Annotated in this window: 22 protein-coding genes; 11 read left to right on the top strand and 11 right to left on the bottom strand. The window is 60.8% G+C overall.

Features of this window, described 5'->3' with window-relative positions; translation table 11 throughout:
- Positions 1-50: 50 nt before the first annotated feature.
- The 7 genes from dnaG to ABF757_RS02895 all read left to right on the top strand — a co-directional run bounded on the left by dnaG (position 51) and on the right by ABF757_RS02895 (position 7,684).
- Complete coding sequence (gene dnaG / locus ABF757_RS02925) at positions 51-1,898, top strand: DNA primase (RefSeq protein ID WP_415480853.1); 1,848 nt, start codon at positions 51-53, stop codon at positions 1,896-1,898.
- Positions 1,899-2,046: 148 nt separating this feature from the next.
- Positions 2,047-4,023, top strand: a complete 1,977-nt coding sequence (rpoD, locus tag ABF757_RS02920) for an RNA polymerase sigma factor RpoD (RefSeq protein ID WP_415480852.1) — start codon at positions 2,047-2,049, stop codon at positions 4,021-4,023.
- A gap of 28 nt (positions 4,024-4,051) precedes the next feature.
- Positions 4,052-4,591 carry a GNAT family N-acetyltransferase gene (locus ABF757_RS02915; RefSeq protein ID WP_415480851.1) on the top strand — a complete coding sequence of 180 codons (540 nt, stop codon included), beginning with the start codon at positions 4,052-4,054 and terminating at the stop codon, positions 4,589-4,591.
- A 179-nt stretch (positions 4,592-4,770) separates the two neighbouring features.
- A complete protein-coding gene (gene rpsF / locus ABF757_RS02910) occupies positions 4,771-5,217 on the top strand; it encodes a 30S ribosomal protein S6 (RefSeq protein WP_025860844.1) in 447 nt (148 codons plus the stop codon).
- A 5-nt stretch (positions 5,218-5,222) separates the two neighbouring features.
- Entirely contained in the window at positions 5,223-5,498 is a 276-nt protein-coding gene (rpsR, locus tag ABF757_RS02905) for a 30S ribosomal protein S18 (protein WP_025860843.1), read from the top strand.
- Positions 5,499-5,510: 12 nt separating this feature from the next.
- Complete coding sequence (rplI, locus tag ABF757_RS02900; RefSeq protein WP_415480850.1) at positions 5,511-6,098, top strand: 50S ribosomal protein L9; 588 nt, start codon at positions 5,511-5,513, stop codon at positions 6,096-6,098.
- Between the two features lie 374 nt (positions 6,099-6,472).
- The gene (locus tag ABF757_RS02895; RefSeq protein ID WP_415480849.1) at positions 6,473-7,684 is read left to right on the top strand and encodes a class I SAM-dependent methyltransferase; all 1,212 of its coding nucleotides are present in this window, start codon (positions 6,473-6,475) and stop codon (positions 7,682-7,684) included.
- Positions 7,685-7,704: 20 nt separating this feature from the next.
- On the opposite strand, the gene ABF757_RS02890 is transcribed toward ABF757_RS02895, so the two are convergent.
- The 6 genes from ABF757_RS02890 to ABF757_RS02865 form a co-directional block, all read right to left on the bottom strand.
- Positions 7,705-8,727 (bottom strand): sulfite exporter TauE/SafE family protein, encoded by a 1,023-nt coding sequence (locus ABF757_RS02890; RefSeq protein WP_415480848.1) that lies wholly within the window; start codon positions 8,725-8,727, stop codon positions 7,705-7,707.
- 53 nt (positions 8,728-8,780) lie between these two features.
- Complete coding sequence (gene rsmA, locus ABF757_RS02885; RefSeq protein WP_415480889.1) at positions 8,781-9,704, bottom strand: 16S rRNA (adenine(1518)-N(6)/adenine(1519)-N(6))-dimethyltransferase RsmA; 924 nt, start codon at positions 9,702-9,704, stop codon at positions 8,781-8,783.
- Complete coding sequence (locus ABF757_RS02880) at positions 9,619-10,965, bottom strand: peptidylprolyl isomerase (RefSeq protein WP_025860839.1); 1,347 nt, start codon at positions 10,963-10,965, stop codon at positions 9,619-9,621. The genes rsmA and ABF757_RS02880 overlap by 86 nt, the downstream gene beginning before the upstream one ends.
- Positions 10,966-11,046: 81 nt before the next feature.
- Positions 11,047-13,389: an LPS-assembly protein LptD gene (locus ABF757_RS02875; RefSeq protein ID WP_415480847.1), complete on the bottom strand. Its 2,343-nt coding sequence runs from the start codon at positions 13,387-13,389 to the stop codon at positions 11,047-11,049.
- A 2-nt stretch (positions 13,390-13,391) separates the two neighbouring features.
- A complete protein-coding gene (gene lptG / locus ABF757_RS02870) occupies positions 13,392-14,501 on the bottom strand; it encodes an LPS export ABC transporter permease LptG (RefSeq protein ID WP_415480846.1) in 1,110 nt (369 codons plus the stop codon).
- Positions 14,502-14,670: 169 nt separating this feature from the next.
- Positions 14,671-16,350, bottom strand: coding sequence for a porin (locus ABF757_RS02865; RefSeq protein WP_415480845.1), 1,680 nt, complete (start codon positions 16,348-16,350; stop codon positions 14,671-14,673).
- Positions 16,351-16,967: 617 nt separating this feature from the next.
- On the opposite strand from ABF757_RS02865, the gene ABF757_RS02860 reads away from it, so the two are divergent.
- The gene (locus ABF757_RS02860) at positions 16,968-17,657 is read left to right on the top strand and encodes a GntR family transcriptional regulator (RefSeq protein WP_415480844.1); all 690 of its coding nucleotides are present in this window, start codon (positions 16,968-16,970) and stop codon (positions 17,655-17,657) included.
- Positions 17,658-17,701: 44 nt separating this feature from the next.
- Here the strand turns inward: ABF757_RS02860 and minE are convergent, their stop codons facing one another.
- The 3 genes from minE to minC form a co-directional block, all read right to left on the bottom strand.
- Positions 17,702-17,983 (bottom strand): cell division topological specificity factor MinE, encoded by a 282-nt coding sequence (minE, locus tag ABF757_RS02855; RefSeq protein WP_025860837.1) that lies wholly within the window; start codon positions 17,981-17,983, stop codon positions 17,702-17,704.
- Entirely contained in the window at positions 17,980-18,795 is an 816-nt protein-coding gene (gene minD, locus ABF757_RS02850; RefSeq protein WP_415480843.1) for a septum site-determining protein MinD, read from the bottom strand. The genes minE and minD overlap by 4 nt, the downstream gene beginning before the upstream one ends.
- Before the next feature lie 158 nt (positions 18,796-18,953).
- Positions 18,954-19,646 carry a septum site-determining protein MinC gene (minC, locus tag ABF757_RS02845; protein ID WP_415480842.1) on the bottom strand — a complete coding sequence of 231 codons (693 nt, stop codon included), beginning with the start codon at positions 19,644-19,646 and terminating at the stop codon, positions 18,954-18,956.
- A gap of 279 nt (positions 19,647-19,925) precedes the next feature.
- Here minC and ABF757_RS02840 point away from each other — a divergent pair, with 279 nt between their 5' ends.
- Together ABF757_RS02840 and ABF757_RS02835 are read left to right on the top strand one after the other, a co-directional pair.
- Positions 19,926-20,594: a glutathione S-transferase family protein gene (locus tag ABF757_RS02840; protein WP_025860835.1), complete on the top strand. Its 669-nt coding sequence runs from the start codon at positions 19,926-19,928 to the stop codon at positions 20,592-20,594.
- Positions 20,595-20,599: 5 nt separating this feature from the next.
- Positions 20,600-21,820, top strand: a complete 1,221-nt coding sequence (locus tag ABF757_RS02835; RefSeq protein ID WP_415480841.1) for a BaiN/RdsA family NAD(P)/FAD-dependent oxidoreductase — start codon at positions 20,600-20,602, stop codon at positions 21,818-21,820.
- Between the two features lie 35 nt (positions 21,821-21,855).
- Here ABF757_RS02835 and rsmI read toward each other — a convergent pair whose 3' ends face one another.
- On the bottom strand, positions 21,856-22,833 hold the full coding sequence (gene rsmI / locus ABF757_RS02830) for a 16S rRNA (cytidine(1402)-2'-O)-methyltransferase (protein ID WP_415480840.1): 978 nt from the start codon (positions 22,831-22,833) through the stop codon (positions 21,856-21,858).
- On the opposite strand from rsmI, the gene ABF757_RS02825 reads away from it, so the two are divergent.
- Positions 22,821-24,335, top strand: a complete 1,515-nt coding sequence (locus ABF757_RS02825; RefSeq protein WP_415480888.1) for a penicillin-binding protein activator — start codon at positions 22,821-22,823, stop codon at positions 24,333-24,335. The two genes, rsmI and ABF757_RS02825, sit on opposite strands and share 13 nt — an antisense overlap.
- A 184-nt stretch (positions 24,336-24,519) precedes the next feature.
- On the opposite strand, the gene ABF757_RS02820 is transcribed toward ABF757_RS02825, so the two are convergent.
- Positions 24,520-26,142, bottom strand: a 1,623-nt coding sequence (locus ABF757_RS02820) for a tetratricopeptide repeat protein (protein WP_415480839.1), incomplete at its 5' end; no start/stop codon positions are given.

The following is a 26,142-nucleotide window of genomic DNA, read 5'->3' as shown; positions in this document are numbered from 1 at the left end:
GGCGCGGGTGGCGGGTTTTCGGGTAACAGACGGGCAGGGAGCGGTGTTGTATGGCTATTGACGCCGGTTTTCTTGACGAGCTGCGCGCCCGCACACCCATAACCTCGGTTATTGGGCGGCGGGTCAAACTCACCCGCTCTGGCCGAAACTGGAAAGGGTGCTGCCCTTTCCATGGCGAGAAAACGCCCTCTTTTTATGTTTATGACGATCACTTCCACTGCTTTGGCTGCGGCGTGCATGGCGATGTGATCTCCTTTGTCATGCAGAGCGAGGGGCGGAGCTTTCCTGAGGCGGTAGAGGAACTGGCCTCATCTGCCGGGCTGGAAGTGCCTGCCCAGACGCGCGAAAGCCGCGAGGCCGTGGTGCATGCACGCTCGCTGGAAGATGTGCTCAACGCCACGCAGGCCCTGTGGGCGCAGGCCCTTTACCAGCCCGAAGGCCGGGCCGGGCTGGACTACCTGCTGGGCCGGGGGCTGACGCGCGAAACCATTGCCTCTTTCGGGTTGGGCTGGGCCGGTGAGGGACGCGGCGCATTGGCGGCGGTTCTGGAGCGTGAGGGGATAACCCCAGTCCAGATGGCAGAAGCCGGGCTGATGCGGCTCGATGAGGACGGTCGGCCCAAGGGGGAACTGTTCTGGGGCCGCGTTACGTTTCCCATTCGCGACCGCAAGGGGCGGCTGGTGTCGTTTGGCGGGCGTATTCTGGGTGATGGCCAGCCCAAATACCTGAACGGGCCGGAAACGGCGCTGTTTTCAAAACGGCGGCTTCTCTTTGGGCTGGACCGGGCGCGGGCGGCCATACGTGCGCCACGGCCCAAGGGGGTGTCCGCCCCGGATCTGGTGGTGGTGGAAGGGTATATGGATGTCATTGCCCTGCATCAGGCCGGTTTTACGGGGGCTGTAGCGCCACTTGGCACGGCGCTGACACCCGAGCAGCTTGAGGTTCTGTGGCAGGTCGATCGTGCGCCTATTCTGTGTTTCGATGGGGATGCCGCCGGGCGGCGCGCAGCGGTCAAGGCAGCGCAGACCGCATTGCCTCTGCTCAAGGCGGACCACACGCTGCGCTTCTGCCTGCTACCCGAGGGAGAAGACCCCGACAGCCTCGTGCGTGGGCGAGGCGCGCAGGCGGTGGCGGGGCTGTTTGGGGGCGCGCGGGGCCTGTCCGATGTGCTGTTCGACCTGCTGGCGGGGGGTATGGTGCAGCCCGGCCCGGAGGAACGTGCGGCCCTGCGACATAAGCTGACCGAAAGTGCGGCCCTGATTACGGACAAGGCGCTGGCCTCGGAATATCGCCGCACCCTGCTGGATCATTTTTTTACCCGTTTCAGAAGCAGCGGACGGGGAAAAGGCAGCGGCGCATCGGGTATGCGGAGCGGGGGCTGGCAGGCCGAGGCCGGGCCCACCACATTTGTCCTACTGGATCAGACGCGCGAGCGGCATCGTCTGCTGCTGAGCGTGCTGCTGCGGTATCCGGCTTTGGTGCCTGATGTGGAGGAAGCTCTGTGCAGGCTCGACCTGGCTGCGGATTTTGCTGCCGTACGCGCCGCATTGCTGGATTTTTCGGCGGAAGGTATACAGCCCGCCAGCGCCGCAGCGCTATGGACATGGGTGACGCAGAACGATCTGGAGGAAACCATTCGCGCTTTCATGCGTGAAGAAGACGGGTATGCCGCACGGTCGGATGATGTGATGGACCCGGCGCAGCTTGTGTCTGCAAGGACACAGTGGTGGCATTTTTACGGGCTGCTGGATCGGGCGCGGTTCGAGGCAGACGTCGAACGCGATATTGCCAGCTTTACTGAAAAAAACGGCGATGCCGATCAGTGGACGCGGCTTCAGGCCCGGCTGGAAGCACGCGAGCGCCTGAGGCGCGGCAGCCTCGATGATACGGAATTTTAGCACGGACAGGAAATGTTCTGGGGCGTGTTCCCCTTGACTTGCGGCGCAGGATATCCCACCTCCTGCCCGCGCTGGAACGTGAGTGGTACATGGTAAACTGGTCGTTCTGCATTCAGGCGGGATGTGGGCGCGGAGGAGCAGGTCTGGTATGGCGACAAAAACGGCATCGACAAACGCGGCGCAAGAGCAGGATGGCGATACCAGCCTGCTGGACACGCAGTCCTCATCAGTAAAGAAGCTGATTGCCAAGGGGCGTGAACGCGGGTGCATCACGTTTGATGAACTCAATGCTGTTCTGCCTCAGGACAAGATGTCGTCTGAACAGATCGAGGACATCATGGCTCTGCTGTCCGAGATGGGCATTCAGGTTGTCGAGAGCGAGGATACCGACGAGGCCGAAAGCCCCAAGGAGTCCGAAGCCGATGACGAGGCAGAAGAGGAAGAAGCCGAGGCCGAGGCCGACGGCGAAAGCCCCACAGGTAATGTAAACGCGGAAAGCGTTGGACGTACCGATGACCCCGTGCGGATGTATCTGCGCGAGATGGGCACGGTTGAACTGCTCTCGCGCGAAGGCGAAATCGCCATCGCCAAGCGGATCGAAGCCGGACGTGACGAAATGATCGGCGGTCTGTGCGAAAGCCCGCTGACCTTCCGCGCCATCATCTCCTGGCACGAAAGAATTCTGAGCAGCGAAATGCTGCTGCGCGACATCGTTGACCTTGAAGCCATGCAGAATGGTGGCAACCCGCCGGAGGACGGCGAGGGGGCTGAAGGCGAGTTTGCCGAGTCTGACAACGAGGCCGAGGAAACCGAAGAGCAGGAATCCGAAGGCGATATCGAAGGCGAGGGCAGCGGCCTGTCGCTTTCCGCGCTGGAAGAAAAACTCCGCCCTGAAATTCTGGCGCATTTCGAAGAAATCGGCCCGCTTTACGAACAGCTTCGCAAACTGCAGGTCACGCGTATCGAGGCTCTGACCTCGGGCGAGGATGTAGGCGGTACGTTCGAGAAAGACTACGCGATTCTGCGCGACAAGCTGGTGAGTAAGGTTGAGCAGGTTCACCTGCACAACAACCGGATCGAAGATCTGGTGGCACAGCTCAAGGAAATGTTCCAGAAGCTGAACGTGTTCGAAGGGCGCATGCTGCGTCTGGCGGAAAGCTGCCGCGTCTCGCGTGATGACTTCCTGATGAAGTACCGCGGTCGCGAGCTTGATCCGGGCTGGATGGAGGCCGTGGCTGCCCTGCCGGGGCGTTCATGGAAAAACTTCGTGCTCAAGCACACCGATACGGTGAACGACCTGCGCGCGCAGGTTGCTGCACTGGCGCAGGAAACGGGCCTGCCGATTGGCGAATTCCGCCGTGTCTATGCCACCGTGGCTCGTGGCGAGCGTGATTCAGCCCGCGCTAAAAAGGAAATGATCGAGGCCAACCTGCGGTTGGTGATTTCGATCGCCAAAAAATATACCAACCGTGGCCTGCAGTTCCTTGACCTTATTCAGGAAGGCAATATCGGCCTGATGAAGGCCGTGGACAAATTCGAATACCGCCGCGGCTACAAGTTCTCCACCTATGCCACGTGGTGGATCAGGCAGGCCATAACCCGCTCCATTGCGGATCAGGCACGCACGATCCGTATCCCCGTGCATATGATCGAGACCATCAACAAGCTGGTGCGTACTTCGCGGCAGATGCTGCACGAGATCGGGCGTGAGCCCGCGCCGGAAGAACTGGCCGAAAAGCTGGGTATGCCGCTTGAAAAAGTGCGCAAGGTTCTCAAAATCGCCAAAGAACCGATCTCCCTTGAAACCCCGATCGGGGATGAGGAAGACAGCCATCTGGGTGATTTCATCGAGGATAAATCGGCAGTCATTCCGCTGGACGCAGCTATCCAGACCAACCTGCGCGAAGCTACGACGCGGGTTCTGGCCTCGCTCACCCCGCGTGAGGAGCGTGTGCTGCGTATGCGCTTTGGTATCGGCATGAACACCGACCATACGCTTGAGGAAGTCGGGCAGCAGTTCAACGTTACGCGTGAGCGTATTCGCCAGATTGAAGCCAAGGCCCTGCGTAAGCTCAAACATCCGAGCCGCAGTCGCAAGCTGCGCTCCTTCCTGGATGATAATTGATCCATCAGGAATAGAACCAGTCACGCGCATGCGGGTGGGTATCACCTTCATGCGCATGACCATGGCGCCAGCCGCCCCGCGCCTTTTGTTGCCGGATGGCTGGGTGCTTGAGCATGGTGTGCATCTCAGCGTTGCGGATTACCGCTATCTGCAGGACCGAGTAGGGCGCTCATGCTGCTGGTGGATGCGGCAGGCGGCCTCCGATGAAATGCTTGCCCGTATTCTGGCCCAGCGCAGCACGGCTATCGGGCTTTTGCGCGAATGCAGTGTGGTGCGTGGGTTTTACGAGCTTGACCGGCGCGACCCCGAGGATGTGAACCTGTGCTATTTCGGTCTGTTCCCGCAGGCTATTGGCAGAGGGGTAGGGCGTGCTTTTCTTGATGGCGTCCTGCGTGAGGCATGGCGCGGGCGCACACGGCAGGTGCGGGTGAACACCAGCACGGCGGACCATCCACGCGCCAGACAGCTTTACCAGCAGGCGGGCTTTCGGCCCGTGCGGCAGGTTGAGGAAATGTGGAGTGTGCCAGACAGGCTCGGGCTCGATATTCCGCAGCATCTGCGCGTCTGATCCCGTTTTTTCTTGCTTTTCCCCCGGGGGCGTGGTTGAAGCTGCCCTTTCCCTGCCGGGCATGTGGCATTGCCCGGCTATACCCGCAGCTTTTCTGCCAGTCCATGGACTGTGCAGGCAGCACCGAAAGCCGGAAGGGTCCGGTTCGGGCAGGTTGATTTGATCCGAAGGGAGTGAACATGCCGCTTTACGAAACCGTGTTTATTGCACGGAATGATATTTCCCAGCAGCAGGTCGATGCGATTGTCGACGGCATCACCGCTCAGGTTGAAGCCGATGGCGGCGCTGTCCGCAAGCGCGAATACTGGGGCCTGCGTAGCCTTGCCTACCGCATCAAGAAGAACCGCAAGGGTCACTACACCCTTCTGGGTCTGGAAGTGCGTTCGGAGCTGCTCAAGGAAATCGAACGCCAGCTTTCTCTGAACGAAGACGTGCTGCGTATGATGGCGCTGCGCGTGGAAAGCATTGACGAAGCGCCCTCACCGGTTCTGTCCCGCAAGGGTGAAGACCGTGGCGAGCGCAGCTTCCGTGGTCCCAAGCCGGCCGGTGGCCGTTTTGAGAGCGGTCGTGGCCGTCGTGGCGGCGAAGATCGTCCGCTTGAGTCAGCCGACAACGGAGCGGAGTAAGCGCTATGTCTGAATCCATGGAAATCAACCCCGCCGCTCGTCGCCCCGCTGTTGGCGCGCGTCGTCCGTTCTATCGTCGTCGCAAGTCCTGCCCGTTCTCCGGCCCCAACGCGCCGGCGATCGACTACAAGGACGTGCGTCTGCTCAGCCGCTTCCTGTCCGAACGTGGCAAGATCGTGCCGAGCCGTATCACTGCGGTTTCCGCCAAGAAGCAGCGTGAGCTGGCGCAGGCTATCAAGCGCGCCCGCTTCATGGCCCTGCTTCCCTATGTCGTAAGCTGAGGGGAACCGATCATGGCTGCTACAGAAGTAATCCTGCTCCAGCGCGTTGAGCATCTGGGTCAGATGGGTGAAGTGGTTAAGGTGCGTCCTGGTTACGCCCGTAACTTCCTTCTGCCTCAGGGCAAGGCCATTCGCGCCAATGCGGGCAACCTTGCCCGTTTCGAGCGTGAACGCGTCCAGCTTGAAGCGCAGAACATCAAGAACCGCGAAGAAGCCGAACGTCTGTCCGAACGGATGGATGGTCTGGCCGTTGTCCTGATCCGTCAGGCCGGTGACAGCGGGAGCCTGTATGGGTCCGTCAGCACGCGCGACGTTGCGCAGGTTGTTACGGAAGCGGGCTTCAGCATCGACCGTCAGCAGGTTTCGCTGGCTCACCCCATCAAGTCCCTTGGGCTGTATGCGGTGAAGGTGGCGTTGCATCCTGAAGTTGTGGTGTCGGTCACCGTCAACGTGGCGCGTTCGGAAGAAGAAGCCGAGCGTCAGGCACGTGGCGAAGCTGCTACCCCGGAAGAAGAAGCGACTCTCGCTGGCGATGAAGCCTTCATTGAAGGTGAAATTGTTGACGAAGACGCCGAAGACGCGCAGGGCGACGTCGCCTGAACAGGCGGCTTTCCTGCACGGAACCGGAAAAGAGGGCGGAGCAATCCGCCCTCTTTTTTTTATCTGCTGCATCGTTCCAGTAAAGAACAGGGCATGCAGATAAGGAAATAGCCTGAGGCACCTCCTGCCGGGCTCACCTTTTCAAATATCGTCGTATGGACTGCTGTGAGCGCGGATATGCTTATCGCTTCGGCATGAGGCATAGAGCCGTGGCGTATTTCGTTTTTTATGCGGCTGTGCTGATCAGAACCGTTATGGCGAGTTGGGCCATGACATGGCTGCTCTATAAAAGACAGTGTCCTTTTTTCGTGCCACTTTCCTATTCTCTGGCTTATGCTCGTTCAAGTTTGCCAGTGTAAGAAAAGGAATGTGTATTGAAACACCTTCTGGACATGGTCTTACGACAGTTTGTTTCTTATGGTTGTCTGTCCGTTTACTGGCCAGATGGCAGTTTCAGCCAGTATCAGGGCAGTAAGCCGGGGCCGCAGGCGGCTCTCAGGCTGAAAGATACCCATGCCGAGCGCGCCCTGCTGCTCAATCCGGGGCTGGGTGTGGGCGAAGCCTATATGGAGGACAGCCTGCAGCCAGTGGATTGCACGCTGTATGATCTGCTCCAGTTACTGATGCTCAACGCCATGGAGCCTGCGGGCCATGTGAGCGAGCGTCTGGCTTCTGCCCTGCGTTATGTCCGGCGCGGCTGGATACAGTTCAACCCCGCTGGCCGTTCAAAGCAGAATGTCGCGCATCATTATGATCTGGGTAACAGCCTCTACCAGTTGTTTCTGGATAAGGACTGGCAGTATTCCTGCGCCTATTTCCGCTACGGAACTGAAACCCTCGATGAAGCGCAGGAAGCCAAGAAGCAGCATATCGCCGCCAAGCTGCTTCTTGATAGGCCGGGGCTTGAGGTGCTCGATATCGGATGTGGTTGGGGCGGCATGGCTCTGACCCTAGCCCGTGATTATGGAGCGGTGGTGACGGGTATCACCCTGTCCGAGGAGCAGTTGGCCTTTGCGCGCGAGCGCGCGCGGCAGGAGGGGCTTGAAGGACAGGTGCGGTTTGAACTGCTCGATTACCGGCATCTGACGCGGCAGTTTGACAGGATTGTATCTGTCGGCATGTTTGAGCATGTCGGGGTTGGGCATTATGGCCAGTTTTTCGATGTCGTGAAAAACAGCCTCAAGCCCGATGGGGTTGCACTGGTTCATTCCATAGGCCGCAATGACGGGCCGGGCACAACCAATCCGTGGATCAATAAGTATATTTTCCCCGGTGGTTATTCTCCGGCCCTGAGCGAGGTCTTGCCCGCAATTGAACAGGCAGGGCTATGGGTTACGGATTGCGAGATCCTGCGGCTGCATTATGCGAAAACAATCGCCTGCTGGCGCGAACGCTTTGCTGCCCGCAGGCAGGAGGCCGTAGCCCTGTATGATGAGCGTTTTGCCCGGATGTTCGAGTTTTATCTTACAGCATCGGAACTGGCATTTCGGGTGCAGGGGCACATGAACTTCCAGTTGCAGCTTTCTCCATCGCTTGAGGCCGTACCACTAACGCGGGATTACATAGCTGTGGCGGAAAGGGAGTAAGTCTGACAAAGGCCGTGTGTTCAGGTCTTGATCGTGTGTGAAAGACCACGGGTGATGTAAATGCCCCGTTTCATCGACACATGCAGCACGGAAGCACGGTACCAGTAACCACGCTGGCCGGGCACCCTGCCGGTATTGAAGGCAGGGTGGGTGTGTTTGAGTTCGATTTCCCTGTTGGGCTCAAAGGCAACGGAGTAGATATGGGTACGCCAGCCCATACTGGCGGAAACGACTGAGTGGGTAGCATTCAGCGTTGTGTGCACGTGATCCTGCCGGATAACCTGCTGCCCGGCCATGACCAGCATGGCTGCCCCGGCAGCGCAGGCCGCCGCATGGCCAATGGAGCGGAACACCTCCTCATTGACCAGATGTAGCCAGAACCGCACCAGCAGAGTGGCGGCCACACCTGCAAGTGCGACAACGGCACCGGCCAGCAATACCTGCTGGTTCAGCAGGCCATAGGCGGCGTAAAGGCCGATCTTGGTCAGGTGCAGCAGAATGTCGTTGGCTGCGCGCGTAGCAATAATGGCTTCCTTGCGGAGCCCCAGACGGTGGTAAAAGGCGTTGAACAGCAGCCCGACCGCCCCGGTAAACCCAGAAATAAAGCCCGCCAGCAGCCCTATGACGGGGAGAAAGCGCATGGAAACAGCGGGAGGTGCGATCGTGCTTTCGGCTGTCTGTGGCTGTGTGGCGGTACCCGGTTTTTTGCGACGCAGCAGCAGTGGCAGGTTGCCGAGCAGGAACAGGCCCAGCAGCAGGTCTAGATACACAGGCTGCATCAGGCTGAGCATCCACACGCCAAGCCACGCGCCGGGCAGGCTGGCGGGCACGAAGTAGCACACCACACGCCAGTTGATGGCACGGAAGAATGTGGCGATGCGGGTGGCTGAACTGACAGCCGTGCCAAGGGACAGGGCCGCGGGGATTTGCTCTGGTGCGAGCAGCATCCCCAGAACCGGCATGACAATCAGTCCTGCGCCGCCGCCTGAAACTGTGCTGAGACTGAAAGCCAGCAGGGCGATGACAAAAAGCAGGACGATCATATCAGGCAGGACTCCTTGGTGCGAAAGTCCGGTAACGCGAAAGAGAGGCTTTTCTAAGGCTGGCCAGCAAGGGTCCGCCATGCACGGGCCAACCGATCGAACTCATCGATCGTCAGGGTTTCCGCCCGACGTGTTCCGTCTATCTCTGCACGTTCAAGCAGAGCGTTGCCTTTAAGGCCCTTCAGGGCACCACGCAGCATTTTGCGGCGTTGGCCGAAGGCCGCTGCTGTAACCTGCTCCATGGCGCGGAAAAGAGCCGGATCGGGCTGGGATTTATGGGGGGTGATGCTCGCCACGGCGGACCAGACCGCAGGCGGAGGCGAAAACGCGCCGGGTGGCAGTTTCATGACAATGGCGCAGTCTGCGCACCATTGGCTGAGCACGGCCAGTCGCCCGTAATGTTCGCTGTCTGGGGCGGCGCAGATACGCTCGGCCACCTCAAGCTGGAACATAAGGGTCAGGCGTTCCCATTCTGCTCCCTGACGCAACCAGCCGACCAGCAGCGGGGTGGCGACATTATAGGGCAGGTTGGCGACAATCTGCCTTGGGGCGGGGCAGAGGGTTGTCAGGTCTTTTTTGAGTGCATCAGCCTGTATGATGTCGAGCCGCTGGGGGAAGGCCGTGGCCAGTTCCTCGATAACCGCGACCGCGCGCGGGTCCAGTTCCACCGCATAGACATGGCTTGCGCCGGTTGCCAGCAGGGCGCGTGTCAGCCCGCCAGGGCCGGGGCCAACCTCAACCACATGGCGGCCATCCAGCGTGCCAGCCAGTGCCGCGATATGTTCGGTAATACCGGGATCCAGCAGAAAGTGCTGGCCCAGCGCCTTGCGCGCATCCAGACCGTGACGGCGGATGACATCGGCAAGGCTTTCCAGTGCAGCGGACAGGAGATTACGTTCCCTTGAGCTTGACGCGCATATCGATAATGGCGCGGCGGTGCAGGTCGCTGTCGAGCTGGCGGGCGGCTTGTTCGACACGTTCATTCATGAGCTGATCCGCGATTTCGCTGGGTGAGCGGTCGGAAAAGTTCTTTTCCTTTTTGTCGCACACCATCAGCAGGTCGATCCCGTCACGTGAGACCATCGGGCGCGAGACTTTGTTCAGCGGCAGGTTGGCCAGCACGGACTGCATCTGCGGGTTCAGGCGCTCAAGCGGCAGTTCACCGGGGTCGCTCGGGCGTTTTTCGCCTTCAGCCTTGTTCAGCCGCTCCATGTCCGCGCAGTTGTTGGCGCTCTGCGACAGGTGTAGGGCTTTCTGGAGGGTTGCCTGCTGCTGCGGGGTAACGTGCTGGGGGTCAAGCAGGGTATCGAAGGGCAGAAACACCTGACGGGCGGAAATCACATGCCCGATTTCCTTGCCGACCGTGCGCTTGCCGTTGAGCGTGACGATCAGGAAGCCACCGGGCACGGTAATCGGGTTGGAGACAGCCCCCACGCCCACAGGCATCTGCCGGACGATGTTGACAACTGCCGGGTCAAGCTCATCTTCCTGCACCCAGCCCATAGACCCGCCATCAAGCGCTGTCTGGCTCTGTGAGAACTGTGCCGCAACGATGGGGAAGGGGGCTCCCTTGCGCAGTTCCTGAATGATGGTGTTGGTGAAGTCCAACTCATCCTCAGCGTGGCGCGGGTCTTCAACTTTGACGAAAATTTCGCCAATTTCGTATTCGGTGCGGCCTTCTTCACGCTGGAGGGCGGCCTGACGCTGGGCGATATCCTTGGCCGCAACGCGCGAACGCTGCCCAAGCTCCTGACGCAGTACCTGTATCCAGCCGATCTGTACCCGGATCTGGTCGATCAGCGTTGTCAGCGAAACGCCGTCCTTGGCCAGATGTGCCCGCAGGGCCCCTTCAGGCATGCCATTACGGCGCTCGATATTGCTGATGGCAGAGGCAATCTGGTCAAGCGGCACATTGATATGGCGGCTGAGGATTTCCTGCGTGCGCAGTCGCTCATCAATCAGCTGGCGGATGATCTGCGGGCGCAGGCGATCCATTAGCTCGGGCGAGAGCGGCAGGCCGGTGGACAGGGCGAAGAGCTTGCCTCGGTTATCCACATCGCGCCGGGTCAGGGGAACGCTGTTAACGACCGCGACAATGGAGTTGTCCGGCTTGGGCGCGGCCTTGGCTGCGGCATCGCCATGCGGCTCCTGCGCGTCAGGGGCGGCATGGGCCGTCGCCAGAGGAGCCGACAGGGCAGCCATGGCGTAGCAGGCCAAGGTAAGGGAACGCAGGCGCATACGGAACGGTCTTTCAGCTTTCTGCCAGATCAGGCGCGGTTATACCTGATAACGGAGGCCGCGACATTTTTGAAGCAGTTCTTATTTGACACCGAAGGAGCCAAGGGACTTGAGACTGAGCGTGACAAGATAGGTCGAGTAACGCTGTACGCCGCCAATGGAGGTGTATTGCTTGAGATACATGAAGTCGATGCCAAAGCAGTCATTGCCGTAACCGGCGGTTACACCGTTGGTAACAAACTGCTGCCGCGAGAGGCTGCGGCGCGAGAAGATCGAGGCATGCCAGTTAGACCAGTATACCGATACGCCGCCACTGATTTCGCTTGTGCGGGTTGTGTACAGCTTGTTCAGGTTGTTCGTGCGGTAGTCGGTGGCGTAGTAGTAATAGGGCGTGATGGGTTCCCAGATATAACCGCCGTTGAGCCGCAGATGCGGGACATTGACGTTAAACAGTGCATCGCCAAAATCGACCTGCGATGAGTAGGGATTGTAGCGCATGCGCGATGTGAACGAGAAATACTCGCTGGGCGCTACGCGCGCGCGCGCCACGACATCAGATACATGGTGGTCCAGCCCGGAATAGGGCAGGCGGTCATGCTCCACGTGTTCCTGAAAACTCTGCCCGGCCAGCAGGTCCACTTCGTGCCCGTTCCATGTCCAGTTGGCATGTACGCCCACATTGGCGCGCAGCCCGCCATCCAGCCTGTCTGTGCCCTGATAGCGGTTGAGCGAGAACAGGGTTGAATCCGTGAATTCGTAGGCAAAGCTGTCTTCATTGGGCAGGCCGTCATCCGCACCGTTTCCGGTATTGGGGGCGTAAATGCCCTGCACAATGGGTTCAAGCAACTGCGTGCCGCGCCCATGCTCGAACGAACGGACAAAAGGCCAGTTTGTTTTCAGCGCGATGGTGGGCAGCACCATGCCCGAGATCATACCGTGGCCTGTAGAGCGGGAATAGTAATTGGGAAGCTGATACAGCTTGGACCCCCGGTAGAGCGTGGAATCCAGACGTAGAGTGAGCAGGAACTGCTCGCCCGATTTGGTATGGAAGGGGCGATCCCAGTTGAGCTGTAATTCGCCGCGCTGGTCTGTGGCGCCGATGGTTCGACGGACGTAGAAATCCGTTGTGTTGACACTCAGCCTGCCGCCAAGGGCATCTGGCTGGCCAACAAAGCTGTATGTATAGCGCGGGAGAGCGGCAGGCAGGTCCGAGTTGTGGATGACCCCCTGGTTGAGGCCCTGATAGTACTGCGCATCCAGCCTGCTGTAAGCGCCGGTGCCGAAGCCTTCCAGAAAGGCGTTCGAATTGAGCATTTCGCTCCCGTAGCCCTGTACGCGGTAGTCACGCATGTAGTTGGCGGAGGTGGCGAGGTTGATATTGGCGCCAGCGCGCCAGTAACTGTTGATATTGAACAGGCCACGGGCAAAAATATGCCCCTGCATACCATGGGGGTCACCACTATTGACCTTGTTGCCAAAGCCGTTCGTGTAATTGATGGCGTTGTGGGTATCGTAGGCGAAACCACCCCGGATATTGAGCGAGCCGAAATTCAGTGCCTGTCGGTAAATGCCGCTGAGCTGTGGACCCGTTGCGGTTGAGAACAGGCCCTGAACGGTCAGGTCTGACTCGTCGTTGATGACCCAGTAATACGGGATGGTGAAATAGGTGCCCAGATAACTGTCATGCGGGGTGATGCCGGGCATGAGAAAGCCGCTCTGCCGTTTGGCGGAGGGGTCCGGCATGGAAAAGAAGGGCATGTAGAAAACCGGGATACCCAGAATATCGACATAGGTATCGCGGAAATCGAGCTTGGAGTGTTCGATATCCTGTGTCGCGCCATAAGCGCGGAACTGCCAGAACGGTGCGCGTGTCTTGTCCTTGGCGCAGATTTCGCACGCGGTGTAGATCACCCGGCTCATGTCGTTGACCTTGCCGTCCGTGCGTCTCAGCCCGTTTGCGGCAATTTTCACGTTATCAGCCATGTTGGCGTAAACATGCAGCATGACGCCGTTGCGCATGCCGCCGCTGAGTTCGGCATATTGTGCATACAGTACCGACCCATCGGACTGGACGGTGGCCACGTTTCCGCGTGCGGTGACAATGCCCGTATCGCGGTCGTAAACGATCTGATCTGCTCTTAGAACGCGTTCATCCTGCCAGACCTGCACATTGCCGGACCATGTGACGGTGTGGTCGGTGTCGTTGTAATCGACCTTGTCGGACTGGAAGGTGGCGGGCGCATCGGACGAGCTATGTGTGTCCGCGTCGAAATGGATCTGCTGCGGGCGGAACTGTGCCCAGGCCGCGGTGGGGCGGAGCAGTACGGTACAGGCAATGATACTGCCCAGAGCGGTAGCCGCACTCAGGCTGGCCCGACGGCAGGGGCGGCTTGCGCGGGGTAAGGGCCAGAGCGCCAGGGACAAAATCAGCCATCCTCCAGATGTAAAAGCAGGGCGATCGCAAGGCATAGCCCTGCTACGGCGGGAACCCACGCAGCAAGAACGGGCGGCAGCACACCTGACTTGCCGAACTGTTCCGCGACCTTGGATACCGTGAAAAGCAGAAAACCGGCGGCAACGCCAGAGCCGATCATACGGGCGACCCCGCCATGGCGCGATGGTCGCATGGAAAAGCCAGCCGCGACAAGGCACATGGTGCCGCTGAGCACGGGCAATGCCAGCAGGGTCTGAAAGTGGATGCGGTGGCGGATGGAGGAGAATCCGGAGCGGTCCAGCAGAGTAATGAAGCTTGGCAGCGCCCAGACGGATAATGTGTCAGGCGAGGCAAAGCTCTCCTGCACCCGGTTTACGGTCAGGTCTGTCGGCAGAACCGTGCGGCCGATATAAGTAGGCAATTCGTTGGGCAGCACCCGGGATGCTTTGTCCAGAACCCAGAACCCATGATCGAGATAGCCTGTAGGGGCTTCGATTCGGGAAATCAGCTCGTTGTTCTGATCCAGCCTGAGCACACTGATATTGCCAATATGCAGGGCCGTATTGTGGAACTGCACACTGCGCGCATGCAGGATGGCAATGCCGTGGGGTGTGGTCTGGTCGGACTGGCGGAGCCATAGCGAGCCACCAGCAATGCTCAGAGGCCCGTCATCCGAGCGCAGATAGCGCTGGTCGAGCTTTTCCGCCCATGAATACATGATGGAAGACAGGGGAGAGACCACCGTTGTGGCCAATACCCCGAGCAGAATAGCGCAGCCCAGTGGTGCGGTCAGGAACTGCCAGACCGAAATACCTGCCGCGCGCGCCACAACCAGTTCGGATGAGCGGGTCAGCCGCCAGAAGCACAAGACCCCGCCCAGAAGGGTCGCGAAAGGCAGGATGATGATGGTGAAGTACGGGAGATGCAGGGCCGCGATTTCCGCCGCGACCGAAGCGCCCGCATTAGGGTGGGCAGAGGCGCGACGCAGCAGGTCAAGAAAGTCGAAAAGGCCTACCATCCCCGTGAGCGAAGCCAGCATGAGCAGCACCGACAGCACGAACTGCTTTGCGATATAACGCGATAGGGTAAAGGCCACAGTCATGCGGCTACAGGCGGCCCGCTAGGCAGGAGACTGCAAGAGCGTAACAACGCTTGACCCCGCTAGTGGCGGAGCCATGGACGCAGGTGCGGGGCGAGTGAACAGTCATGCAACCGTTACTTACCTCACCCCGCAATGGAACAACAGCCCCGTGTGTAATCAGCTATCGGTTTTAGAACAGCAGGATCACACCGGCTGAGGCGGTATCATCGCTTTCGGAGCTACCGTTATGGGAATCTGATGAGGTATGGGCGTATTCGCCCACCAGATTGAGCCAGTCGGTCAGGTGGTAATAGGCTGCCCCAATAACGGACTGGTTGCGCCGCACCAGATAGGCCGGATCAACCATTTGCGCTTCGCCTGAGGCAAGATAGAGGTTGCTCACCCCGTAACTGCCGACCAGCTTGAGGCGCTCCGTCACGTTATAGGCGGCCTGCACGTAATAGCCTTCAGAATCGCGCTTGCTACCATTGGCGGCTACGCCATCGAAGAACAGACCCGTGGTGCCCAGCCCGCTGCCGCGATAGTAGTAGGCAACACCTTCAAAGCCTTTGTAGCTGACTTTGGCGCCGATATCGCCGGCTTCAACCATGGCGGCATGGTGCGTGCCGGTTGGGGTCGAGGTGCCGTTGTCGAGATATTGCAGGTTCTGCTGATGCTGGATCAGGAAGCTGGCCCAGATCTTGGCCTTGACCTCGCCAAACGTCGCCTCATACGTGACCTTGCCCTGAATCATGGGCGAGGAATGCTGCGTGGAGGACGCGGAGTATGAGGTGCTGTCGGCATTGGAGCCCGCATACTGGAATTCGTCCAGAGGCTGGAAAACACCTACGCTGGCCTGCACCCCTGCGATTTTTGGCGTGGTGTAGGTAATCTGCGGAATCCAGTCGGCATAGACATAGCCTACGCCGATACGGCCCAGAGAGGTATTGCCCGGAGCCGAGTTGCTGCCGGTGGCCCCTACGCTGAGCAGGGTTGCATCGTTCAGGATGGCGTCGCCGCCGAACAGGCCGAGGTCACGCCCGACTTTGAACGTACCCACATGGCTGTTGCCAAACGTGACGTAAATCTGACGGAAATCGATGCCCGGTGTGCCAAGCCCAACCGGACTGCCGCCGGTATTGGCATTGAAAGCCCCGTTCTTGGCGTTGTTCATGCCCGGATACATGCCCAGAACCGCGTCGATATCCCAGCCCTGCTGCTGGGTGCTGAGTTTGAGGATCAGCCCCGCAGGCAACAGGCCGTTACGCACGCCTGAGGAATCAAAGCCTGAGCTGCCCGTAGAAACGCCGCCAGCAATGGCTGGGCCGCCGCCGGGGCTGTTGAAGGTATAAAACCCGTTGATAAAGCCCGACAGGTTGATGTCTATCGGCCCGGTTTTAAAGGTCAGCCCCTTGCCGGGCACATATTTGGCCACGCGCACGAAGTTGCCCTGATTCATGGCGTCCAGTGCCTGCTGGGCAGAACGGGCGCTGGCTTCCGCACGGGTGGCGGCATCTTCAGCGCGGGAGGAGGAGGCGACTTCGGGAGCACCCTCAAACCGGATGCCAGGCTCATACCCATTGCTGACGCCGTGAGCCGCCGCATGGCTGGCAGCCTGCTGTCCGGCATGGGCATGCGCAGCCGTGGGGCGGGCAGCACGGGGGGCTGCATCCTGCTCGGCCGCGGTGTGGCGGACATGCTTGCTCAGCAGGGTGCTGTATTCGTGTTGGGTCAGGCTGCCTTTGGCACGCAGAACATCCAGCAGGTCGCTATAGTCATCGGCCATGGCATGGCGGGCCAAAGTATATGGGAGACTGGCCACTGATGCGGCCATGACAGTAGCAACCAGTGTCTTTTTTCTTGATGCCATTGAAGTCCGCGCTCCCAATCCATTGAAATTGCTCTGTGAGAGACAAGGCTTCCTGCCGTCAATACGTGCCGTGTTGAACTGGCGGTGTGTTCATGCCGGTTGCAGGGAAAGGGGGAGGGGGGAGATGCCTCGGCTAAGGGATATGCCGTTGGAAAAAGAGACTAAGTTATTACATCCGCCCGTCGGGTGTGGGTGTCTGGCGTTTTTGTATCGGTATTGTAAAAACCTGAGACTTGCCAAAAGGGAAATTAAATATTTCTGAGAAATTTCCGCATTTTTGCGGGGCTTTCGGGGTGGTTTGTGGTGGTGGCGTGGTCTGCTTTTGGGTTGTGAGCGGCAGGCCGTTTGCTCGTAAGGCCGGGGGGTTGACGTGGCCGTGCTCTCACGAAGTTTTTATTGCAACCCAATCGAGGCGAGCACGGAATAAATGCACAGCGGGAGACTTTCTGGCGCAATCCTGTGTGATTCCATGTTGGTGTCGGGTTCCCTCATGGCGGAATTTTGATAGAGTCGGAACCAGTGCGGTGGCGGCACCATGGGCTGGTGGTTTTTGCTGGCTAAACAGTGGCGCGCCGGATTTTGTATCACGGACGAACAGAGCGGACGGCTTACGCGCAATGAGAGCAGGCTCTATTTTGGTAACACCAGATCATTCACGCCCTGAGGGGCGCGGTGCGCTGGCTGCATACGCCTACCAGCAGATCAGAGATCAGCTCATTTACTGCCACTATCAGGGGGGAGAGCGGCTTGTGTTGCGGCCTCTGGCAGCGGCCTTGGGCCTTAGCCCGACACCCGTGCGCGAGGCGCTGCTGCGTCTTGTTTCCGAGCAGGCGCTGGAGTTGGATGATCGCAACACCGCCTGTGTGCCGGTAACGGCGCGCGAGGTCTTTCTCGAAATTCATGGCGTGCGGGGCGATCTGGAAGAGCGCATCACGCGGGAACTGGCGACCCATGTTACCGCAGATGAAATTGCGGTCATGCGGGCAAAGCACCATGATTTCATTCTGGCTTACGAGGCTGGCAGCCCACATGCGGCGGCGGTGGCCAATGTGGTTTTTCACAGCACGACGGCACGGTTTTCGCGGCGCCTGCTTACGGTCGGGCTGATCCGTGGCCTGTGGGCGCGCATGGGGCCGGTTTACGCCGCCACTAACTGCCTGCCGCCCACAACGCCAGCAGACCCGGACCACCCGCATCTGCGGCTGATCGCAGCATTTGAGCAGCGCGACCCAGAGGCGGCGGTGGAAGCGCTGAGGGAGGATTTCATGCAGGCGCGTGTATGGCTGGAGCCGTTGCTGCCAGCCTGAAAAACCTTTTGGCCCGGCCCATGATTGGGGCCGGGCCAAAAAGCTTAGTCTTTTTTGGCAACCCGGTCCGTCAGGCCCGGAACTTCCACGTCAATTTCCAGCACCGAACACTGTGCCCCGCGATCCATCTTGATCTGCACCTTGTCCTGATCGACCGAGATATGGCGCTTGATCACTTCCATGATCTCGCGGTGCAGCTTGGCCAGTAGGTCATCCTGATTGCCGCCATCCACGGACATACGTTCGTGAGCCAGCAGAATCTGCAACCGATCCCGGGCGATGGGTGCGGAGGAGCGTTTGTTGAACAGGTTGGAGAGAAAACTCATGCGGCTCTCCATTTGAACAGCCAGTCGAGCAGACCGCGCCGCTCGGTGGGGATGGTGATCTTGATGTCCTCACCCATCAGGCGGCGGGCGGCTTCCATATAGGCTCCGGCTGCGGCGCTGTTGGGTTCGGCAATGGTAACGGGCGCGCCAAGGTTGGACGCCTTGAGCACATCCGGGCTTTCGGGAACAATGCCCAGCAGGGGAATGGACAGGATTTCCAGAACGTCGTCCGTGCCCAGCATGTCGCCCGATGCCGCACGCTGCGGGTCATAACGGGTCAGCAGCAGGTGCTTGGGCATTTTTTCGCCCGCGCGGGCCTTTTCCGTGGTGCTGTCCAGCATGCCGATAATGCGGTCGCTGTCACGCACGGAGGACACTTCGGGGTTGGTCACGATTACGGCCATGTCTGCATGGTGCATGGCCATCTGTGCGCCGCGCTCGATCCCCGCAGGGCTGTCGCAGATCACCCAGTCGAACTTCTCGCGCAGTTGTTCGATAATTTTGGCCACCCCTTCTGCCGTCAGGGCATCCTTGTCGCGCGTTTGCGATGCGGGCAGGAGGGAGAGGGTCTCGATCCGCTTGTCCTTGATCAGCGCCTGAGCGAGATTGGCATCGCCCTGAATGACGTTGATCAGGTCGAACACCACGCGCCGTTCGGCCCCCATGATGAGGTCGAGGTTACGCAGGCCAACATCAAAATCTACCAGAACCACGCTCTGCCCGGTTTTGGCCAGAGCCGCCCCGAGAGCTGCTGTTGTAGTGGTCTTGCCGACGCCACCCTTGCCTGACGTGACGACGAGAACCTTTGCCATCGGTGTTCCTTTTCTTACAGGTCATGCCGCCGGAGCCCTTTGGCGCGGTCATACGGCGACATTAGCTGGTTGCATTAGAAAATGTAACTTTGAATTTTTCGTTTACAGCGGGCTTTTTTTTGCCATTTTCCACAAGATTGTGGCGCTGACATGTTCCATCAGCCGGGTAGGGCGCGGAACACCAGCCTTTCTCCCTCAAGCAGGATTTGCGCGGGGCCGCTGGCGCAGGCCGGGTCCATTTCCTCGGCGGTGGCGTAAAACCCGTCTATGGCCACCAGTTCCGCATCCAGCGCCTTGGTAAACACCCGCGAGGAGCCACGCCCCCCAATGCCTGCCACGGCGCGGCCACGCAGGGCGCCGTAGATGTGGATGGACCCCCCGGCGGACACTTCGGCCCCTGAGGCTACCGCTCCGAGCACCACCACATCGCCTTCAGGCCAGATAACCTGCTGGCCCGAGCGGATGCTTTCTTCCACAACAAGGGTTACGGGGTGGTTAGCGTTTTTGCTCTGGTTGGTCGGATCGGCATCGGTGGAGGATGCGTTTTCGCGCGTTTGTGTGGGCGGTGTGCGGGCGGAGGCCGGGCTTTCGGGCCATTCCCACCCCGTTGTGGCGGGCCAGTCGCGGCTGCCGCCTTCAATCCCGATAATACGGATGCCACGCTGCTTCAGGTCATCCGGCAGGGTGGGCAGGCCGGGCGTGTCAGCCTGCACCATGCTCAGATCCACAATGACGGGTTTGCCCGCGAAAAACCCGACCGAACGCGCGATCTGCTGATCGAGCGCGCTCAGCCAGTCCGTCAGGGGAGATTCCGGGGTCAGGGTCAGAGCCACGAACGTGCGTCCGGACATGCGGATGCGCGGGAGGGGTGCTGATGGGCCAGCCGAGGATGTGCCAGACAAGGAAATACCGCCGCTCTCAAAATCAGGTGGTCAACAATAGGGACAGCGCGCAAGAACCGGGGCGGGATTCCTCCGCGCTGGCTTGCTGGTGCGTACCTGTTTTTACGCATTGGCGACTTGGCAGGCCGAAGGCAAGCGCTTTATGCCGCCAGACACAATCGCGGCAGTTTTTGGCGGGCTGTGTTTTCCCTCTGGCGTGGGGGCGGGCAATGGCATAAACGAAAGCGTATGCGTACACTCCTGCATTTTCCTATATCTCCGGCTAGCCGAACCGTGCGTCTGGTACTCGGTGAAAAGCGTCTGCCGTTTGAACCGGTGATCGAACGCGCCTGGGAACAGCGCCCGGAACTGCTCGCCATCAACCCGGCGGGGGATGTGCCCGTGCTGATCGAGGATAACGGGCTGATTGTGCCGTCCGCCTCCGTCATCTGCGAATACCTTGAAGAAGCCTATGCCGATACGCCCCTGCTTGGCCGCACGCTGGCGGAGCGGGTGGAGGTGCGCCGGGTTGCAAACTGGTTCGATGCACTATTCGCGCGCGAAGTGTCTGGCCGGTTTATTGATGAACGGGTGATGAAGCGGCTGAGCGGACGCGGCAACCCAGATGGCGGGGCCCTGCGCGAAGCCTATGCCTCCATGCGCCCGCTGATGCGCTACGCCAATGAACTGGCGGAAAACCGTAACTGGCTGGGCGGCGGTTTTCTGTCGCTGGCGGATTTTACGGCAGCCGCCCATCTGTCGTGCATGGATTTTATTGGCGACATAGACTGGGCGCGTGTTCCCGCTCTGCGTGACTGGTATGCCCGCATGAAGTCACGCCCCTGTTTCCGCCCCCTGCTGGCGGATCGTATCTCCGGTATTACCCCCCCCGAATACTACACCAATCTGGATTTTTAAGAATTATGAACGGACTTTCTGGCACGGCCGCGGCCGTGCAGGATGTGATCGTTGTCGGAGGGGGCGCTGCGGGCCTCATGACAGCGCTTGTCGCGGGCAGGCGTGGCCTGCGGGTGAGCGTGCTGGAGCACGGGCCGGAGGTCGGGCGTAAAATCCTGATTTCAGGCGGCGGGCGCTGTAATTTTACCAATACAGACATGCGCGCCGAATGCTTTCTTTCGAGCAATCGGCATTTTGTCAAATCCGCCATCAGCCGTTACCGGCCGGAACATTTTCTGGCCCTGGTGAAGCAGCATGGCATTGCCTGGCATGAAAAAAAGCTAGGTCAGCTTTTTTGCGACAACTCCGCCTCCGACATCGTGCGGATGCTGCTGGAAGAATGCCGCGCAGCACATGTGCGGATTGTAACCGGCGTGCGGGTGAGTGGTGTCAGCAAGGCGGATCACTTCACGGTGCAGACATCGGCTGGCACGATGCATGCGCGTTCTCTGGTGCTGGCTAGTGGCGGGCTGTCCATTCCCAAGCTGGGGGCGAGCAGCTTTGCATATGATGTGGCGCGCCAGTTCGGCTTGCCGGTCATTACGCCTGAGCCCGCGCTGGTGCCGCTGGTTTTCGGTCGGGAAGAGGATGCGTGGCTGCGCACGCTGGCCGGTGCGTCGCTGCCGGTACGCGCTTCGTGCGGCAAGGTAGCGTTTGAAGAAGCGCTGCTGTTTACGCACCGGGGGCTTTCCGGCCCGGCTTTGTTGCAGATTTCCTCTTTCTGGCGCGCGGGGCAGCCGATCTCGCTGGATCTGGTGCCGGGGCAGGATATGGGCGCAGCTCTGGCGCGGCTGAAAAAAACCGGTGTGCGTACACAGGCTCCCGCCACTATGGGGCGCTGGCTGCCGCAACGTCTGGCGCAGGCGCTCAGTGCCCATTACGTGCCGGAAAAGCTGCATGGCAGGCCACTGGCCGAATGGGCGGATAAGGATGTAGCAGCACTGGCCCGTCATCTCGGCCATATGGCACTTACCCCTACCGGCACCGAAGGCTTTGCCAAGGCAGAGGTTACGCGCGGCGGTGTAGATACGCGCGCCCTGTCCTCCCGCACGATGGAAGCGACCACGGTGCCCGGCCTGTATGTGGTGGGCGAGGCGGTTGATGTTGCCGGCTGGCTGGGTGGCTATAATTTCCATTGGGCATGGGCCAGCGGCCATGCGGCGGGCGAGGCCGTGGCCGCCGCCTGAAGCGGTTATTTGCCGAGTGATGGCGTGTTTTGCGCCTAATCTTTCTTCTGGTTGGCCAGTTCCAGTGCGCGGGCATAGACAACCCGTTTTGGTAGGCCCGCGGCGGCGGCGGCCAGAGCCGCCGCATCCTTGACGGAATGCGTGGCCAGCAGGCTGGTCAGGGTGGCATCCAGATCATCGGCGCTAGCACTTTCTTCCGGGGCTGGGCCTAGCAGCAGGGTGATTTCGCCTCGGGGTGGCGTTTGGGTATAAAAATCCGCCAGTTCTGACACGCTGCCCCGGCGGAGTTCCTCAAAGCGTTTTGTCAGTTCGCGCGCAACGGCGGCGGGGCGGTCTGGCCCGAATACGGCGGCCATGTCGTGCAGGGTGTCGGCCAGCCGGTGCGGGGCTTCATGCCAGATCAGGGTTGCGCCAAGGCCCGCGCGTTCCGCCGCATGCAGTCGGGCGAAGGCCTCGCGCCGGGCGGCGGAGCGGGGGGGCGGAAAGCCGACAAACAGAAACGGATAGGGTGGCAGGCCTGACAGCACCAGAGCGGTCAGCGCCGCATTGGGGCCGGGCACGGCGGTTACGGTAATACCTGCCTCTATGGCTGCACGCACAAGCCGGTAGCCGGGGTCGGACAGCAGGGGCATGCCCGCGTCTGAAACCAGTGCAATCCGCGCACCTGCCTGCAGGCGGGCAACAAGGGCGGGAACACGCTGGCGCTCGTTATGTTCATGCAGCGCTTCCGTGCGGGCACTGATCCCGCGATCACTCAGCAGCCGGGCGGTAGTGCGCGTGTCTTCACACAATACGAGTTCTGCCGCAGCCAGCGCTTCGGCCCCGCGTGGGCTGAAATCGCCCAGATTGCCGATAGGCGTTGCGACAAGCACGAGTGTCGCAGGCGGCACGCTAGCGGAAGAAGGCACATGACTTGGGGCTTCCCCTTCGCTATGGAATGAAGCAGTCTTGTCATGCGGCGGCTCATCAGGCTGGCTGGCGGTAGAGGATGATGTGGATGATGACGCGCGCATATTCGTTCCTGTCAGGGCTTTATGCTCAAGCTCTGGGGGCAAATGCCCCCCCATGCAAGGCCACAATGGCCAGAATGTCCGTGGTTTATGCCACATATGCGCCAAAAGGGCGCGGTCTTGCCGCTGTTGGGCTTGGCGGGCTTCTGCTGGCCGGATGCGCGCAGCAGTCTTCCGGACCGGGGGCAGGCTCTGCCGGTGTGACTGAAGCACAAAAACCCGCACCCAGCCGTAGCGTTGGTGTGTTGCTGCCCCTGAGCGGGGCCAATGCTCCCCTTGGGCGTGAATTGCTTGCCGGGGCGGAAATGGCGCTGGCCACGCAGCCCCAGCAGGGAACACCCGGCGTGCAACTGCGGGTGGATGCCCACGATACCGCAGCCCCCGGTGGCGCTGCCGAGGCCGCCGCCGCTGCCGTGCGGGCGGGTGACAGTGTGCTGATCGGGCCGCTGACCAGCGGTGATACGGCGGAAGCCACACCCGCCGCACAGGCAGGGCGGGTGCCGGTTCTGGCCCTGACCAGCGATGTGGCGCAGGCCCGTCCGGGCGTATGGGTCATGGGGATTACGCCCGAAGATCAGGTGCAGCGTCTGGTGGAGCAGGCCCGACAGGAAGGTCGCAAGCGCTTTGCTGCCCTGCTGCCGGATAATCCTTTGGGGCGCGCCATGGGCAGCGGCCTGCAGGTTGCCTGCCGGGATCAGGGGCTGGCGGAGCCTGTCATCAGCTATCATTCCACGGCGCCAGACAGCGTTACGGATGCTCTTAAGCAATTGAGCGGTATCAGCACGAATGGCGCATCGCTTCCCGCTGGTGTGGCCGGTCCGGGGCCGGATGCACAGGCCCAACCGCTGCCTACGGATCTGGCGGCGGCGCTGGGGCAGGCGGGTAACGAAGCCGCTAGCGCTCCGGCAACCATGCCCGGTGGCAATGCCAGCACGGGCGTGGCTGGGCTGAGTGCTTCCGGGCAGGGTGTTGCGCCTGCCTCGCTGCCTTTTGATGCCCTGTTGCTGGGCGATACCGGCCTGCCACTAAAAACCGTCATGACCGCGCTGAATGACATGCAGGTTGGCCTGCCCGCAGTGCGGATCATGGGGCCGGGCCTGTGGGCGGCGTTTGCCAGCAAGCTGGGGCCGATCCGTGGTGCGTGGTACGCTGCTCCCAACCCTGCGGCCCGTCAGGGGTTTGTGGCGCGTTTTTCCGCACAGTACCAGCATGCACCCAAGCCGCTGGTTGACCTGACCTATGATGCCGCAGGGGCTATCCGCACACTGGCGAACGAAGGTGCCAAGGACTTTTCGCCTAAATTGCTGACCCGTCCGGCAGGCTTCCAGGGCGTGGATGGGGCGTTTGTCCTGCTGCCCGATGGCCGGGTGCGGCGCGCTCTGGCGGTGTTTGAAGTTATTGGCAGTGGGGCTGATGCGCGGATGATCGCAACCGCCCCGACCAATGTCGCCCCGCAGGCGGCACCGGCTGCCGGTGCGGTTAAAGCCCCCGCAGGCGGTGCCTGAGCCAATACATTCTGGTTGGGTCCGGGTAGCAATATGACTGCCCGGACCATGGCATTTTTATTGCCCGGTTTCAGACCCTGTTAATCTCGGCTTTTTATGTCCGCATGATAGGTAGCGGAGAGCCGGGTGCATCGGGTGCCGCACACCCGGTATGCCCATGTGGCGTGTTGCCGCGATAATTTTTTCAACTCAAGGCAGAAGTCCGCCGGGTGCGTGCCATGGTCGAAAGGCTCTGGGCGACACGACTAACCACATCAGCCCACTGGCGCGGTGTGGTCTGGCGGATGATACGCAGGTTCGGATACCACGGCGTATCGTCACGGCCGTGCAGCCAGCGCCAGCAGTTATCGTAGCGATCCATCAGCAGCACTGTTTTGCCCAGCCCCCCGGCCAGATGCGCCACGGATGTATCCACGCTCACCACCACATCCAGTCCCATGATCAGGGCTGCCGTGTCGTCCATACTGTGCAGGGCGTCTGTCGGGTCGTACAGGGACATGCCTTCGGGCGGGTCCATCATCTGTTCTGCATAGGGGCCTTTTTGCAGGCTGATGAGCTTAACCCCCGGCAGGCGGCCCAGCGGGGCAAGGGCGCTTAAAGGGAGCGAGCGCCGCCTGTCTACAATATGGGCTGCCAGCGTGCGGTTACGTGGTGCTCCGCCCCAGACCAACCCGACCCTGAGCGCTTTGCCCGAAGGCAGAAGCCCTGCCATGGCGCGTGTTTTTTCCTCATCTGCCTGCAGGTAAGGCACGGCGGTGCCCCATGGCGTGGAGGTATGCAGGAAAATACGCGGCAGGCTGATAAAGCCGCAATACCAGTCAAAGGCGGGCAGAGGCGGCGTATCATCGCGCATGACATGCACGGTATGGACACCCTGCACGCGCTGGCAGAGCTGGTGCAGTTCTGGCGGCACCAGCAGGTGAATAATCGCCCCACGCTGCGCCAGAGACGGGATATAGCGCAGATACATGAGCGTATCGCCCAGCCCTTCTTCATGCACGAGCAGCACGCGCTGGCCATCAAGCCGCTCTGTGCCTTTCAGGGCGGGGAGTGTGGCGCGGTCAGGCATGGTTGCGTGACCGGGCAGGGCATGCCGCCACTCATGCTCCTGCCAGCCTTTGGCGTAGTCGCCAGCCTTGAGCCGGGCGACGGAGCGGTTGAAGTGAAAGCGGGCATCGTCCGGGTGCAGGGCGAGTGCACCATCAAAATGGCTGAGGGCTTCTTCCATGCGGCCCTGACCGGTCAGGATCGTGCCAATATTGACCAGCACTGCCGCGCGCTCAGCTTTGCTGGCGGGTAGGGGGTGCAGGCAGTCCAGTGCGGCCTGCATGTCGCCCTGTTCTGTCAGCGCCATGGCCAGCAGGCTACGCGGCAGTGTGGCGTCCGGGGTGCGGGAGAGGGCCTGTTTCAGCGTGCTTATGGCGGCTTCGTGCTGGCCGGTTTGCACCAGCAGGCTGCCCAGCACGGCATGCACGCGCGTATCATCCGGGGTGCGGCGTAGGAGTGCCTGCCCTGCGGCAAGGGCCTCAGGCCTGCGATCCTGCGCCATCAGCAACTCGGCCAGATCCTGCAACGGGTGCTGGCTGGTGGGGTGGCGGCTGGCTACGGCGGCCAGAAGGTCGGCAGCCCGTTCAGGCCTACCCACGGCAGCCAGACAGGTGGCGTAGAGAATACCCGCCTGTTCCGCACTGGCGTTTTCTGCCGGAGGGCACTGCCCGTATGGTTCCAGCCGGGGCAGGGCCTGCCAGAACAGTCCGGCTTTTATGTCCGACAGGCAGGCGCGCAGAAATTCGGGGCTGAGGGGGGC

The sequence above is a fragment of the Acetobacter papayae genome, assembly GCF_047721125.1.
GTDB lineage: Bacteria > Pseudomonadota > Alphaproteobacteria > Acetobacterales > Acetobacteraceae > Acetobacter > Acetobacter papayae.
The sequence above is the reverse complement of the archived record's forward strand: the minus strand, read 5'-3'. Positions and strand labels throughout refer to the sequence as shown.